This window comes from Neobacillus bataviensis LMG 21833 (genome assembly GCF_000307875.1).
Lineage (GTDB): Bacteria > Bacillota > Bacilli > Bacillales > Cytobacillaceae > Neobacillus > Neobacillus bataviensis.
Map to the genome: position 1 here is coordinate 1 of NZ_AJLS01000159.1, position 15,968 is coordinate 15,968.

The 15,968-nt window shown below is 39.1% G+C and carries 13 protein-coding genes; 4 read left to right on the forward strand and 9 right to left on the reverse strand.

What is annotated here, in order from left to right; genetic code table 11:
* Positions 1-244 precede the first annotated feature (244 nt).
* Positions 245-1,120 (reverse strand): nucleotidyltransferase-like protein, encoded by an 876-nt coding sequence (locus BABA_RS24085; protein WP_007087887.1) that lies wholly within the window; start codon positions 1,118-1,120, stop codon positions 245-247.
* 152 nt (positions 1,121-1,272) lie between these two features.
* On the opposite strand from BABA_RS24085, the gene BABA_RS24090 reads away from it, so the two are divergent.
* A complete protein-coding gene (locus BABA_RS24090) occupies positions 1,273-1,623 on the forward strand; it encodes a YgzB family protein (RefSeq protein ID WP_007087888.1) in 351 nt (116 codons plus the stop codon).
* Positions 1,624-1,702: 79 nt separating this feature from the next.
* On the opposite strand, the gene perR is transcribed toward BABA_RS24090, so the two are convergent.
* The 8 genes from perR to BABA_RS24130 form a co-directional block, all read right to left on the reverse strand.
* The gene (gene perR, locus BABA_RS24095; protein ID WP_040347423.1) at positions 1,703-2,140 is read right to left on the reverse strand and encodes a peroxide-responsive transcriptional repressor PerR; all 438 of its coding nucleotides are present in this window, start codon (positions 2,138-2,140) and stop codon (positions 1,703-1,705) included.
* Positions 2,141-2,270: 130 nt separating this feature from the next.
* Positions 2,271-2,819, reverse strand: a complete 549-nt coding sequence (locus BABA_RS24100; protein ID WP_007087890.1) for a cob(I)yrinic acid a,c-diamide adenosyltransferase — start codon at positions 2,817-2,819, stop codon at positions 2,271-2,273.
* Between the two features lie 209 nt (positions 2,820-3,028).
* Positions 3,029-3,496: a thioredoxin-dependent thiol peroxidase gene (gene bcp / locus BABA_RS24105; RefSeq protein WP_007087891.1), complete on the reverse strand. Its 468-nt coding sequence runs from the start codon at positions 3,494-3,496 to the stop codon at positions 3,029-3,031.
* Between the two features lie 82 nt (positions 3,497-3,578).
* On the reverse strand, positions 3,579-3,971 hold the full coding sequence (locus BABA_RS24110; RefSeq protein ID WP_007087892.1) for an ion channel: 393 nt from the start codon (positions 3,969-3,971) through the stop codon (positions 3,579-3,581).
* Between the two features lie 68 nt (positions 3,972-4,039).
* Positions 4,040-4,825, reverse strand: coding sequence for an ABC transporter permease (locus BABA_RS24115; RefSeq protein WP_007087893.1), 786 nt, complete (start codon positions 4,823-4,825; stop codon positions 4,040-4,042).
* A 3-nt stretch (positions 4,826-4,828) separates the two neighbouring features.
* Positions 4,829-5,620 carry an ABC transporter permease gene (locus BABA_RS24120; protein WP_007087894.1) on the reverse strand — a complete coding sequence of 264 codons (792 nt, stop codon included), beginning with the start codon at positions 5,618-5,620 and terminating at the stop codon, positions 4,829-4,831.
* Positions 5,613-6,629 carry an ABC transporter ATP-binding protein gene (locus BABA_RS24125; RefSeq protein WP_007087895.1) on the reverse strand — a complete coding sequence of 339 codons (1,017 nt, stop codon included), beginning with the start codon at positions 6,627-6,629 and terminating at the stop codon, positions 5,613-5,615. The genes BABA_RS24120 and BABA_RS24125 overlap by 8 nt, the downstream gene beginning before the upstream one ends.
* A 265-nt stretch (positions 6,630-6,894) precedes the next feature.
* Entirely contained in the window at positions 6,895-8,340 is a 1,446-nt protein-coding gene (locus tag BABA_RS24130) for an RNA-guided endonuclease InsQ/TnpB family protein (protein ID WP_040347426.1), read from the reverse strand.
* Between the two features lie 279 nt (positions 8,341-8,619).
* Between BABA_RS24130 and BABA_RS24135 the strand changes: the two genes are divergently transcribed.
* From BABA_RS24135 to BABA_RS24145, 3 genes are all read left to right on the forward strand, one after another.
* The gene (locus tag BABA_RS24135) at positions 8,620-9,915 is read left to right on the forward strand and encodes a glutamate-1-semialdehyde 2,1-aminomutase (RefSeq protein ID WP_007087897.1); all 1,296 of its coding nucleotides are present in this window, start codon (positions 8,620-8,622) and stop codon (positions 9,913-9,915) included.
* Positions 9,916-10,153: 238 nt separating this feature from the next.
* Positions 10,154-14,623 (forward strand): glutamate synthase-related protein, encoded by a 4,470-nt coding sequence (locus tag BABA_RS24140; protein ID WP_007087898.1) that lies wholly within the window; start codon positions 10,154-10,156, stop codon positions 14,621-14,623.
* A 178-nt stretch (positions 14,624-14,801) separates the two neighbouring features.
* Complete coding sequence (locus BABA_RS24145) at positions 14,802-15,878, forward strand: FUSC family protein (RefSeq protein WP_007087899.1); 1,077 nt, start codon at positions 14,802-14,804, stop codon at positions 15,876-15,878.
* Positions 15,879-15,968: the final 90 nt, after the last annotated feature.

The window sequence follows — 15,968 nt, forward strand, 5'->3', positions numbered from 1 at the left end:
TTGGCTTAGTTTCTTAATAGAAACTAAAAATATTGTTTGTTGACGTTTTTGTTTGTTTAGTTTTCAAAGAACAATTTTCATTAACTGTCGTAAGCGACTTTATTAATATACCACAAAGCTTTTTACAATGTCAATAACTTTTTTAAACAACCGCCACTCGCGAAAGTTTTACAAGAATGTTTCGCAGCGACGGTTATTAATATACCAAGGATAATGAAAAAGGTCAATACCTTTTATTGTTTTTTTACGATAATTTTTTATGAACACAATAACATCGATGATAAACCCCTTGGCCCTTCGTTTCAATATTAACCACATCAAGTAAATGTTTTTCAATTAAATACTCTATTAATACTGCCAAATCAACAGAATAAGGAATTAATTCTTCCTCGTTCATGATTTCATTAAACTGCCAATATTCCTTTTTACTTAAAACTTCTAATAAATGTGCAGTACCGATATTGGTCCTGAAATGAATCATAAATTCGCTTGCAAGGAAGAGTAGTTCAAGCCGTTTCTCAAGTGATTCTTCACTATTTACAAGTTCTTCATATAACTTAAAGATTTCCGGTTCGATTTGTTTTACTTGGTGCCAAACGGTGAGCTCTGGATGTAGACCATTTTCTATCACCGCTAATCTTGCAAGATGGTGGAGAGAATGAACAACATAATTATAAGCATCTAAAAACTGCTTACTCTCAAATAATGCCTTTCCATCTACATAACGGCGAATTAACTTGGCAAATTCTAAGCCCATTTTGATTTTTCGCCCGTTAAAAGGAAAATCACTCAATTCCATTTTTAAATTAGCAACATTTTCGTTCCGATCAAACAGGATTTTCGCTTCATGAATCCATTCAAATATTCTTCGGTTCGTGCCTAATAATAACCATTCCTGCAATTGTGACTCTGTAATAACGTGCATGGCAGCCTTTTGATTGTTATACGAATAATGTTTTATGAATAGCGGCTGTTCCGCATCTTTAACAATGACTAATAATATAACATCAAAGGATTCTGTAATATGACTTGATTTTTGCTTCTTTTCAATCAGTAAGACTCCAAGAGTATTTGATTGGCTCGCCCTTTCTTGGTAAATAGGCCGAAGGATGTCTTCCATTCATCATTCCTCCAATTTTTTTCTGGTAAGCTTTATATGTTCGACAGCGATGTTCCATTTCCTTCTTTTATCCAAGACAAATTTCGACATTCTTCGCTAAGCGTTTTTTCTTAACAGCTAAATATGGTATAGTTTCTCTAGGAGGGAGAGGCATGGCAAAATATTCGAGTAAAATAAATAAAATCCGTACCTTTGCATTATCATTAATTTTTATTGGTTTTATTGTTATGTATGTCGGGATCTATTTTCGTACTTCACCAGTTATTATGACCATCTTTATGCTTTTGGGTCTTATTTTTATTATCGCTAGTACCGCCGTCTATTTTTGGATCGGTATGTTATCAACTAAAACCATTCAAGTTAAATGTCCAAGCTGTGGTAAACCCACAAAAATGCTTGGAAGGGTAGATATGTGTATGCATTGCCGCGAACCATTGACCCTAGACCCCAAACTTGAAGGAATAAAATTTGACGAATCCTATAACAGTAAGAAATCAAAATAAAAAGAGGGTGACGAAAACCATATTGGCCTTTAGCCAAAAGGTTTAAGTCACCCTCTTTTTTCTAGTCAGTGCTTCTTCATTAATGAACCTCTTTACTTGCACAATCCGGACATGAGCCATAAATTTCCATACGGTGATTTTCCACTTTAAAGCCCGTCACATGGGAAGCTAAATGCTCCACTTCATCTAAGCCTGGATAGTGAAAATCAACAATTTTACCGCACTTTTCACAAATAACATGATAGTGATTTGTTGTAACAAAATCAAAACGGGCTGATGCATCCCCATAGGTTAATTCTTTTACAAGACCTACCTCACGAAATACTCGTAAATTATTGTAAACTGTTGCCACACTCATATTAGGGAATTTTCCTTCAAGGGCTTTATAAATTTCATCTGCAGTAGGATGTGACATCGAGTTTATTAAATATTCAAGTATCGCATGACGTTGCGGAGTAATTCGTACCCCTGTATCCTTCAAGGTATCCAACGCTTCTTTTAACTGATTCATCGTCATGCACCTTCTTTCTAAAAAATATTCTTAAATTATAATTGTTATAATTTATTTTACTAAGGAATTACTACTTTTGTCAATATTGTAATCTCAGGTTAACGTTTATGAAGCAACCCCATCCTTCTTTTTAACTTTATCCGTGTAGTGTTTGTTCACTTGACCCTAGCTTTTGATTGACATAGCGGGCAGTTACAAATAATAAGTCTGAAAGTCGATTTAAGTAGGCCAATACAAGCGGGTTCACATCTTCCCCCAGTGAAACTGCACACCGCTCAGCTCTCCTTGCAATCGTTCGGGCCACATGAAAGGCGGCACCCGCGGGATGTCCTCCCGGTAAAATGAAATTCGTTAATGCCGGGAGCTCTGTTTCCCACACATCAATTTGTTGTTCTAATTCTTCAATATCCCGAGCAGCAAGTGACCACTTCACTTCTTTCCCCTTTGGTGTCGCCAATTCGGCACCCGCATGAAATAGATTTGTTTGTATTTTATGATATACATTTTCAATTATTTCTTTCCCTTGAAAATTTTCCTTATTTATATAACTAAGGGCAAGTCCAATCATGGAATTTGTTTCATCACAAGTTCCATATGCTTCGACCCGCAAATCATTCTTTGCCACTCTGGTTCCGTAAATGAGCGACGTAGTTCCTTTATCACCTGTTTTAGTATAAATCTTCATTTTAAATTCCCCCTATAAAAATGTTGTTTTCCATTTCTTTTATATTTTATGTATGTAAAGGAAAAAAACCTTTTTTTTCCACAAAAAAAGGGTCACTGTGGACCCAAAAATTTATCTGAGGAGGTATGCCCTAATAAAATGATATTCACTTTCCCTCTTATTGCATTGGACAAATGCCTTTTATCGTGAAAATAGGCGTAATCATTTGATTACAGATTTTCACGTATGTATGTTAATGCCTCTTCCACATGCCCTTTCACTTGAACTTTTCGCCATTCTTTGGCGATGTTCCCTTCTTTATCAATTAAGAAGGTGGTCCTTTCAATGCCCATATATTCTTTGCCGAAGTTTTTCTTCAACTTCCACACTTCGTATGCTTCAGCGACTTGATGATCGGTATCAGCAAGCAGCAAAAATGGAAGTCCGTATTTCTCAACAAACTTTTGATGACGATCTACCGGGTCTGGGCTAACCCCTAAGATTACCACATTCAAATCATTAAATTGTTGAATCTGATCACGAAAATCACATGCCTCCGTCGTACATCCAGGAGTCATGTCTTTTGGATAAAAATAAAGAACAACATGTTTGCCCTTAAGGTTTGATAATGTAATGGTTTCACCAGTATGGGCTGCTAATGTAAAATCAGGAGCCTTTTTTCCAATTTCGATTGTCATTTTCTCACTCCAGCCTGTAAATATTTTCTAAACAAGCTTAACCAAACTTCCTTTCCAAAACAACTTTTCTGCACAATTGACGCTACTTTTCCCGATTAAACATTACTCGGGCAACAAAGGCAGCAGGTAAGGTATAGCCAATTAACGCTTCTGTGACCGCAATAAATCGGCCAATCCCCAGCGGAATGACATCCCCATTCCCAACAGAAAACAACATCATCGCACTAAAATAAAAGCTCGTTTCAAATATGTTTTTTCCATGTTCATAATCCGCTTCCTTAAGCACAGGCATGCCAACTAAAGGAAACAGGAGATAAAGAAGACCGAATCCGATAATCACAGTTAAATAACAGGTTCCCAAATAAAAAAAGTTATCTATCGACACTAATTTGCCCTTAATCGTATTCGGCACAAATAATGTCCGGATGCTCATAAATATACAAAAAATGACGATTGGCAGCAAGAAATAGAACAAGAACAATCACCTCTAATTACGGGTATATTCTATTCTATTTCTATGCAGGCTTGGTCAATAAAATAGCATTAATTTCCTGCCCCGCGATATTTCTTCACACCCTGATTCCAAAGCAAAACAGAAAGAGTAAAAAAGACAACACCGATTATAGGAGTTAAATACGCGTACCAATACCATTCTTGTTTTTCAAGAAAAAAGGCTGCAGGGTATACCCCAACAAAAGCAAAGGGTAAGATCCAGGTTAAGACAAAGCGAATTAATTTATTATAGATATTGACGGGATAACGGCCATAATTACTGATATTGTACATCATTGGCATAAGAGATGTTCTGGCATCAGCCCAAAAACTAATGCAGGCAAGCATAATGAAAATCCCTCCGTAAACGAGCGCCCCGCCCATAACGAAAATAACAAACAAGATCGGGTCATACCAATCAACAGTTAGTCCAAGCCTGAAACCCGCATAAAACATAATTGCAAGGCCAGTAATCGAACCTAATAAGGACTCCAATTCTAACCTTTCAAGTATGATTTGAAAAAGACTGTGGATGGGTCTCGTTAAAATTCGATCCAGTTCCCCCTTCACAATATACCGCTCATTAAAATCCCAAATATTAAAAAAGGCAGAAAAGACAGCATACGGTACGAGAAAAAAGCCATAAATAAAAATAATCTCATCTCTGCTCCATCCATGCAGCTGGTTAGTATGACCAAACACAACCAGAATAAAGACAAGGTTAATGGCCTGTGAAAGCAAATCAGAGAAAAACTCAACAAACAAATCTGCCCGATATTGCAGTCTTGTTTTTAAATATTGTGACATGTATTGAAAAAACATCGACATGTAAAACATGGCTTACCCCCCTTGAATAATCAGCTGTTTTTTTGCCAAATTCCACAGCAGATAAATCGGGAGCATTAGAATAATTACCCAAATAAATTGCTGCCCAATTGCCGCGATCGCCTGCGGATGGGAAAACCCTTTGGTAAAAATCATACTAGGGGTATAGCTGATTCCCTGAAAAGGGAGAAATTTCATAATATCTTGCGCCCAGACCGGAAAGAAACTAATCGGAAGAAGAAGCCCGGAAAATAAATCAATCACAACCCGTTTCGCCCGGATCAGTCCAGAATTGTTAAATAAGAAGAAAGTTGTAATTCCTGTTAACAAATTGAGCTCGGTATTAACCAAAAAGCTTAACACAGTGGAGATTACGAATAGTCCCCAAACACTTGGTTCCCAAGTAAATTGAATAGGAAAGACGATGTATACAATAATTAGACCAGGTGCAGAAAAAAAGAATAACCTAAAAATCCCTTCCCCTAATGCCTGCATCGTTTTCATTCCTAGATAATTGTAGGGTCTTATTAATTCGATCGCCACTTTTCCTTCCATGATTTCTTGAGCCATTTCACGATCAAGGTTGTTGAAGTAAAAGGCTCTAGCCATCCACGCTACTGCCACATAGGAGGTCATTTGAACGACTGAAAGACCCATGATTTGATCCTTCCCCCCGTAAATGGCATTCCATAGAAAATAGTAAGCACCGATATTAATGCTATATATTAGAATCCCTGTATAATAGTTAGTCCGGTATGCCAGCATCATAAGGAAGCGAATTCTAATCATTTCTAAATATTTATCCAACTTCAATTGCACCCTTTTCATAAATATTACGAATGATTTCTTCTGTAGAAGTTTCGTTTATTTTAACGTCCTTCACCTTGAAGGCAGCGACGACTTTCCCAATTACTTGTGAAATTAGTTCCTCACTATCCTCTACTGCCGCTGTGAAAATCTGTTTCTTTTCATCCAATTCCCACTCAACAGGTAAACTGTAGGTAAGCTTCTGTATTGCAGTAAGATTAATATTTTCCAGAAATTGAAACTGAAGTTCTTTACGATCTCCCCATTTTTCCTTTAATTCCATTAATGCCCCATCATAGATCACTTTTCCCTCATCAAGCATCACAACCCGCTCACACAATGCTTCAATATCGGAAAGATCGTGGGTCGTCAACAGAATCGTAGTATTGTATTTCTCATTAATTTCCTTTAAAAATTCACGGATTTTTAATTTAACTAATACATCCAGACCAATGGTTGGCTCATCTAAAAAAAGCAGCGGCGGGTTATGAATTAAGGCCGCGGCAAGTTCACAGCGCATTCTCTGACCAAGTGATAGTTTGCGGACAGGCTTATCTAATAGCGGCTCGATATCCAATGTTTTAATCACATGGTTCATGTGACTATCATATTGTTCGTCCGTTACCTTATAAACCTTTTTCAAGAGACGGAATGATTCTTGAACAGCAATATCCCACCATAATTGCGAACGCTGGCCAAAAACAACTCCGATTGTCTGCACAAATCTTTCACGCTCTTTATGTGGATTCATACCATTTACAATTACTTCCCCTGACGTCGGAGTTAAGATACCTGTCAGCATTTTAATCGTGGTTGATTTTCCGGCACCATTCTCTCCGATATAGCCTACCATTTCACCTTTTCTTATTGAAAAATTTATATCATTCACCGCGGGAACCACTTTATAATTTCGCGTTAACAAATCCCTGAATGCACCTTTTAAGCCAGTCCGGCTGGAATAGGCTTTAAATTCCTTCCGAAGCTGTTTTACCTCTATTACATTTTCCATTTCGTGTTCCTCCTAAAGCACTGCTCTAATTCATTAGTTTAGCCAAATTGATGGTTCTAGACAACTTTCCCGTATGCGATGAGTTTTCTAAAAATACATAACAAATGAACACTCCCCACCTAAGCAAGCTTTGAGGAGGGGGTTTCTAATGTATCGAACCCCAAAAAAGCGGAACGATTAACACTAGCGGAGTTGACACATCGGCGATCTATTTACGCCCAACCCCTCTATCCCATTGGTCCTTCCTTTGGGACTTCTTTTTTTATCAAACGATCAATGTTTGCGGATGAAACAGCTGAACGGAATTTATTGTGATTTTCTTTTCAAGCATTCGCAAAATTGCCTTTTTCATTATGTTGGAAGCTCCATTTACATCTGCATTAAGAAGAACGCCTTCCTTGGATCGATATAATCCGCGTTTCATTCGTTTTCCAGAAAAGGAGTGCTTCTTTCCTTTTTCGTAAACAGGAACGTTATCTCCATCAAGGAAGCTTGCTTTTGATGTGTAGGATTCTTCTGTCACTATTACTCTAATTCCATATTCCTCTGCTTTATATGTGATCATGCTAATAAGCATACTGTGAGGAATATGAACAAACGATTGGTTGTTTTTCTTGCCAATGTTCACTTCTTGCTTCCAATCTTTATTTTGTCCAACGATGATAACAGAAGCACATTCTTCTACCGCGGTTTTTACAATATGGTAACTAGCTTTATGGAATATGTCTTTAAGTTTCAAACTTCTATTTTGATATAATTTCTCCAATCTATTGGAAGTGAAAGGCCCTTCCTTTGTTTTCTTACCTTTAAGTAAAATGCCAAGATAATGAGCTTTCATTTTGTTGTAGTATTGATTAATGGATTTAACGTTTTTGCCCTTTACCAAAATAGGTCTTCGACCAGTGTTGGTAACAATGGTTGCAAGGTTATCAATTCCAATATCAATCGACATATATCTTTCGTTTAACATCATTTCTTCTTTTGATTGAGGGACATCAACAACTAATTCCACAACATATTGACCATATTTAGGAATCACTCGAACCTGCTTTATTTTTCCATTCACAACGCCTAGTTTGCCAATGTTTAGTTGTTCCTTTGTCTTTGGAAATTTCAAATACTTATTGTTTTTAACAACACAATCTTGGTTGGTAAATAACACTTCTCTTTCTTGAGAGCGGTTGTATCCAGGAATTCTTGGTCTTCCTTTGAACTTAGTCGGATTTATCTTATACTCTTTTAAACTTTCAAAAAACGATTTCCAATTTTGAAACACTGTTTTCATCACTCCTTGGCTTGATTGAACAGGGAGTGACCGGTAATCATTTTGAACAATTACCTTAAAAAGAGCATCTAAAAAGTTGTAATCTACATATGGATTTTCTTTCGTAGGTGTCTTAAACAGATTGCACTTTACATCTTTTCTTGTTTCTACTGGTTTCAACTTTTCTATTTCCCTTTTCTTTTGATAAGCATGCAATTGGACATCATTCATTTTGCCAATATTATCTTGAATGGTTGATAACACTTCTTTTTGAAGTGGTTGAAGTTCTTTGATTTGAGTTAAAGCTGTATAAACTTGTCTGTAGTAGAAATTTGTGGTGTTGTAAATATTTTTCGCAAGCTTACATGAAGTTTTAAAATTGGAATGCATACGATGCCCATTTTTTATCCAAATTTGATAAGTTTTATAGTGCTTTTCCATCGCCATATCCCCCACTTTCAGAACACATGTTTGTAGTTATATTTTACCAAATACTACTTCAAATGTCTCGTAACAACACCTTAACTTTAAAATTATTCTAATATTATAAAAAGCAAAAAGCACCAATTCACCCCCTCCTTAAAACTCTCCGTTTTTGAAGAAGGGGTACTCTTGGTAGAAATGATAGAAATATAGTAGTCAGAAACACAAGAACCATCCCCGCACTTCGAATATCAATGAAAAAAGTGATAGAATGGGAAAGAGACAACTTTAGGAGGAGAAAAAATGCAATTTGCTAATTCTGAACGAATACATAATGAAGCTTTAGAACATATTGTTGGCGGGGTTAACAGCCCATCACGATCCTATAAAGCAGTAGGCGGCGGTGCCCCCGTCGTAATGGAACGCGGCCAAGGTGCTTATTTCTGGGATGTTGATGGCAACCAATATATCGATTATCTTGCAGCCTACGGCCCCATTATTACCGGGCACGCACATCCACATATAACAGAGGCAATCAAGCGCGCTGCCGAAACAGGCGTTCTATATGGAACACCAACGCCACATGAATTAAAATTTGCAAAAATGATTAAGGAAGCTATTCCTTCCTTAGATAAGGTTCGGTTTGTCAACTCCGGTACCGAAGCAGTAATGACCACAATCCGGGTTGCCCGTGCCTTTACAGGCCGCAATAAAATCATCAAGTTTGCCGGATGTTATCACGGTCACTCTGATCTTGTCCTTGTTGCGGCAGGTTCCGGGCCATCTACACTTGGAACACCCGATTCAGCCGGGGTTCCAAAAAGCATTGCTCAGGAAGTGATTACTGTACCCTTTAATGATATCGAACCATTTAAAGCAGCATTGGAGAAATGGGGAGCCGAAATAGCTGCAGTTCTAGTTGAACCAATCGTAGGAAACTTCGGAATTGTTGAACCAAAACCCGGTTTCTTACAGCAAGTCAATGATCTTACCCACGCTGTTGGTGCTCTGGTCATTTATGATGAGGTTATCACCGCTTTCCGTTTTATGTATGGAGGGGCTCAAGATTTATTAGGAATTAAGCCGGACTTAACAGCACTTGGGAAAATAATCGGCGGCGGCTTGCCGATTGGCGCCTACGGCGGACGGAAAGAAATCATGGAAACAGTCGCCCCGCTTGGACCAGCCTATCAAGCAGGAACAATGGCCGGAAACCCCGCTTCCATGCTTTCCGGGATTGCTTGCCTTGAAGTGTTAAAACAAGAGGGAATTTATGAATATTTAGATCGATTAGGTGCGATGCTTGAAGAGGGAATCTTAGAGGCTGCCAAGGAATATGATATCCAAATTACAATCAATCGATTGAAAGGTGCTTTCACTGTATATTTTACGAATGAAACGATAGAAAACTATGAGCAGGCTGAAAACACGGATGGTGAAATGTTTGCAAGGTTCTTTAAGCTGATGCTAAAGCAAGGAATTAATCTTGCCCCGTCAAAATACGAAGCATGGTTCCTGACAATCGCTCATACAGAAGAGGATATTGAAGCTACATTGCATGCAGTAAGAAATGCATTTTCTTCACTAATGCCCGAATAAATATGCATATTTTATGCAATAAAGGGAGTGGAAATCACTCCCTTTTATTTTTTTAATCCCTTTGAAAACGTTTACATACATAACCTTACTGCGATTTTATCAGCAAATTTTTATCGCTTTTATTATCCAAAATAATGTATATTTATTTGATTTCTGAAAATTCTTATGATAATATAAAATTCTAAAAGATTCATAGGAGGTGAGCGGCTTTAGCGGGTAAACCGATGAAGCCAAACATATGACACAAAAATGGACCCCTTCCCAATTTAAAGACTTTCACAAACACGAACACGATGCTTGTGGAATAGTCGCTTGCCTTGAAAAGAGCAAAATCCCAACAAGAAAGAATATTTTCTCTTGTATCGATGCTCTTGTTACAATGAATCATCGTGCCGGTTTTATTAACGGTGAAGGCGATGGTGTCGGAATCCATATGGATATCCCAACCGATCTTTGGAAAGAAAAGCTTCTTAAAAACGGTCATGACCCGCAGCTGGTGGATAAAGAAGAATTCTCCATCGGTCACGTGTTTATCAGTCAAAATGTTAACTGGGAATCTACGAAACAGGAACTGATAAAAAAACTGGGAAACCATGAATTAGAAATTGTCTTTGAATCAACTAATGTCACAGACCCCTCTGCCCTAGGCCCAATTGCTATTCAGGAAAATCCTTTGTTTTGGCAAATTGCTTGTTTATCAACTAAAAAAGGATCCGAGTTAACAAAGATTCTTTTTGAAACCCTCATTGATTTTGAAATGAATGAACACGTTCATGTGGCCTCACTTAGCCATCATCATGTTGTCTATAAAGTGATGGGTGCCGGAGATATTCTTCCGCGCTACTATCATGACTTAGCAAACCCACTCGTAGCATCAACCATGACATTGGGTCATAATCGCTATTCTACTAACACGCTTTCTAGCTTTTTCCGCGTACAGCCCTTTAGCGTTCTTGGCCATAACGGGGAGATTAATACCATTTCAAAGCTTCGCGATGAGGCAAGAATGATCAATGTGCCGCTGGTCAAAGACGGCAGTGACTCCCAGGATTTAAGCCGAACCATGGAAACATTAATTTGCCGTGATGGATATACTTTATTTGAAGCGATGGATCTCTTGTTTCCTCCAATTATTAATGAAATCAAAGCCTATCCTGAACACCTGCAAGATTTATATACGTATCTCCGCGAAGCATGGGGACACTTTGCCCAAGGTCCGGCCGGAATCATCTCCCGTTACGGGGAAGAAGCCGTATTTAGTGTCGATGCACTCGGCCTCCGTCCACTTTGGATGCTGGAAACAGAAAGCTCCTATCTTTTTTCTTCTGAACCAGGAATCATTCCTTCGACAGAGTATGTAAACGATCCAAAGCCATTAGCACCGGGTGAAAAGGTTGGATTTAAGTGGAACGGTAAGAAATTAGCTGTTTACGAGCAAAACTATTATCAAGAAGAAGTGTACCAACGCTTTTCTGGACGCTTAAATTTCGGCGGATCAAGGGGACGTTTGCAGCCGCCAGCTTTAGCTAAAACGGTTACGATGAATTATCCTGATAAAATCCATAATGGGCAATATAAGGCGTTCGGCTGGGAACGGGATCATATCCAGTTAATCGAACAAATGGCAGAAAAAGGGGTTGAACCCATACGTTCTTTAGGGCATGACGCACCACTTGCAGCTCTTAACCCTGAACGCGTAAATATTGCCGATTTTATTAAAGAAAGCGTGGCCGTTGTTACCAATCCGGCTATTGACCGCGACCGGGAAACAGAGCATTTCTCCACTCGTGTCATTATTGGCAAGCGCCCAACTTTATTTTGTAAAGAAAAAACGGAAACAGTTGTCGAGTTAACCACACCACTTCTACTAGAAGGAAAAGTCGGTTTCACTTGTTCGGATAGTATCGGTCAGCCAAGCTTTGATCAAGTTGTTCAGCATTTTCAACAGCAAAAATCAACTGCCTATATTTCTACCACATTCAAAAAGGATGAAAATATAGACGATGCACTAGAAAGACTTGCTAACGAAGCAGTACAGTCAGTTCAGGCTGGGAAAACATTACTCATTTTGGATGACGCGAAAGCCCATCAAGAGGATTTATATTGGATTGACCCTCATCTTGTTACATCGGCAATCGACCACGCTTTGGTTAAAGCTGAAGTAAGAAGAGAGTGCTCCATTGTGTTACGTGCCGCAGCGATTCGCTCGCTGCATGACATTATTACTGCCTTCGGTCTTGGTGCAGACCTAATTAGTCCGTACTACATGTTCTTAACGGTTCTCGATGAATCAGAAAAACCATTAATAAATCTTTATAACGCCCTAACGAAGGGGCTGGAAAAAGTAATCTCGACAATTGGCATCCATGAGCTCCGCGGTTACGGCAAACTGTTCTCAAGTATTGGTTTACATGAAGAAATCGCTACTATTTTAAACATTGTAAATTTCTTTGGTTCAAAAGAAATAGAAACCGATTTTGAAGCAATGAAGCTTGATGCATTGAAAAGAGCAGAAGATTACCAGAATGATAAAGAAAGAGTCGGAAAAACCTTTCACCTCTTCCCAAGGATATGGAAAGCAATCGGAGAGGTGGCAGCAACAGGCGACTACAGTGCTTATCGTGATAAAATTTCTGAACAAGAAAGGGAAAACCCAACAACCGTTCGCCATTTAGTCCAGTTGAAAAAGAGTAATAAAACAATCGCTCCTAACGATGTCGATCTTCGTGTCGGTGATCATGATTTACCGTTTCTGATTTCATCCATGTCATTTGGTTCGCAGAATGAAACAGCTTTTAGGGCTTATGCTGAAGGGGCCGACCGCTTAAATATGGTCAGCCTGAATGGTGAAGGCGGCGAAATCAAGGATATGCTAGGCAAATATCCGAAAACACGCGGACAGCAAATTGCATCCGGCAGGTTCGGGGTGAATGCTGAACTGTTAAACTCTTCTAATCTGTTAGAAATAAAGATTGGTCAAGGGGCGAAGCCCGGAGAAGGTGGTCACTTACCAGGATCAAAGGTTACGGCAAAGGTAGCGGAAGCACGGAACGCAACATTAGGCTCTGATTTGATTTCACCATCAAATAACCATGATATATACTCAATCGAAGATCTGGCACAAATGATTCTTGAATTGAAAACAGCAAACGACCAGGCAAAAATAGCAGTTAAGGTACCGGTTGTACCAAATATCGGAACCATCGCTGTTGGAATTGCAAAGGCTGGTGCAGACATTATTACCCTCAGCGGTTTTGACGGTGGAACAGGAGCAGCGAGAATACATGCGCTTCAATACGTTGGATTACCGGTAGAGATAGGTGTAAAAGCAGCGCATAATGCCCTCTTGGAAAGCGGTCTTCGCCATAAGGTAGAAATTTGGGCTGACGGCGGGATGAAGAGTGCAATGGACGTCATCAAAATTATGCTTCTTGGGGCAAACCGGGTCGGCTTTGGAACATTATCGATGCTCGCAATTGGCTGTACAACCTGCCGGGGCTGTCATTTAGATACCTGCCATGTCGGGATTGCCACACAAATTGAATCAGAAGCACAAGCCAAGGAGCATGGACTAAGACGTTTCGTTCCACGACAATTAGATTTGGCCGTCCAAGGGATCATGAATCTTTTTACTGCTTTTGGAACAGAATTAAAAGTTCTTGCAGCTTCATTAGGAATCAAGAATTTACAAGAAGCTGTCGGTCATTCTGAATTATTGGAGCAAGCAAAGGGTGAGCAGCAGCTAAGCCTTTCTTATCTGCTAAAGCCACTTGAAATTAGCCAATTTACAAAAGTCGGAGCATCAAAATCAATCGAAGAAGTCCAAATGCAGATAGCTGCAGGTGCAGAATACCTTGATGCAAGCGTAGATCAGCTTCTTTCATCACGGGAATTCGTAAGTGTGACATCTGAACAGCGCGTGTTAGGAAGCCGTGTTTCTTGTCATCGTGTCCGGGGAAGATTAGATGGTTCATACAAGCTGCTGCCTTCTTTACAGCTTAAGTATAAGGAAGGCTCCATTCCTGGCAACGGTTTGGGCGCATACAATAGTGAAGGAATCGAAATCACTGTTAACGGCGGCGGCCAGGACGGTGTTGGAAAAACATCCTTTGGCGGAAATATTCATGTCCTAAAGTCTAAAGGAAAAAACGGTCTTATGCTTAATGGTTCTGTTGGAAAGGGTTTTGGATATGGGGCTCAGAAGGGGCTGCTAGTTGCCCAAGGTAATGCCGATGCCCGTGCCGGAATCCGCCTCTCCGGGGCTGATTTAATTATCGGCGGCGGGATAAAAAAGCCGCTCCTTGAAAAAGAAACTGGAAACATTGCCGCTAATGCCAATATTAAAGGTTTTGCCTTTGAATATATGACAAACGGGCGCGGGTTAGTGTTAGGCGACCCAGGTCCGTGGATTTGCGCCGGTATGACCGGTGGTGTCGTTTATGTCCGTCAGCAGCCTGCTATGGGGCTAACCAAGGATGCGATTAAAAGACGGATTGCCAAGGGAGCGAAAGTTTCTGTCATTGATTTAAATGAAAAAGGCATACAGGATATAAACGAACTTTTGGGAAAATATACTGATATACTTGAGCACAATGGTCAGCATGAGGAAGCTGGTCAGCTTCTCAGTCTTTTAGCAGACCCTGAAAATCACTTTGTCCAAATTCTTCCTGTCAAAGAACAGGCAGATCCGTCAGTTTCCACTGAATGATAATGAGCGTCCGCTGTTTTAGCGGACGTTTTTTGTGGTACATAATACTGTAACATTTTGAATATAAATTCATATACTTTCTCTTGATAAAATGATTTAATCCATGTATAGTACATATTTGTTCTTCACTAAACAAATTAAATACTATAACACTTTTTTTGAAAGGAATTCACCCGGAATGAAGTTAGGTGCCCGCATATTAAAAACGGGAATAGCTATTGTTTTATCACTCTATATAGGTCAATTGCTGCATTCACCTTCCCCGGTATTCGCTGGGATTGCAGCCATTTTTGCCATTCAGCCAACCATCTACCGCTCCTATTTGACGATTATTGAACAAGTTCAAGGGAATCTCATTGGAGCAATTCTTGCAGTAATTTTTGTCCTTCTATTAGGGAATCATATTATTGTCATTGGCTTGGCCGCTATTATTGTCATTATTATCAATCTTAAATTTAAACTGGAGAATACCATTGGCCTTACACTCGTCACACTCATTTCGATTATGGAAACACAGAGCGGCAATTTTATTCAGTTTGCCGGAATCCGTTTCTCAACCATCATGATTGGGGTATTTTCAGCGTTCATTGTAAACCTGGTATTTATGCCGCCAAAATATGAAAATAAGCTTTATGCTAAAATCGTTGACACGACCGAGGAAATTATTAAATGGATTCGACTAAGTACTCGTCATGATTATGACCATCAGCTACTAAAAACTGATATTAAGAAATTTAAAGAAAGTATCAATACGATGGATCTGTATTATAAGATGCTGAAGGAAGAACGCTATTATTTGAAAAAAACCCTTCCTGAAAAATCACGTAAGCTTGTGATTTATCGGCAATTAAATGTAACAGCAAAAAAAGCTCTTGATACATTAAAAAGATTGCATCGATATGAAAACGAACTGCTGCACCTTCCTGAAAACTTTAAACAATCAATTCAGGAACAAGTCGACAGCCTAATCTATCATCATGAACAAGTCTTACTTAGATTCATAGGAAAAATTCCAACTCCTCCCCCATATGCAGAAGAGAATCTTTATCTAAATAAGCAGGAGCTTTTCGACTTCTTTTTAGCCCATCAAAAGGAATCTGCCATGGATAACAGTACGCATGACTATCATACCATGCAAATTGTCGCGTCTATTATAGATTACGGTGAACAGGTAGAGCATCTTGATACATTAATTACCAGCTTTCATTCCTTTCATCACAACGAAATATCGATTGAAATGGAAAATGATGATTAATGAGAAAAGCGCAAGCGCCCTGGTCAGCGGCGTATGGCCTGGAGCGCTCCAACTGAGATAAAGGAAAATCGAAAAGCGCAAGCGCCTTGC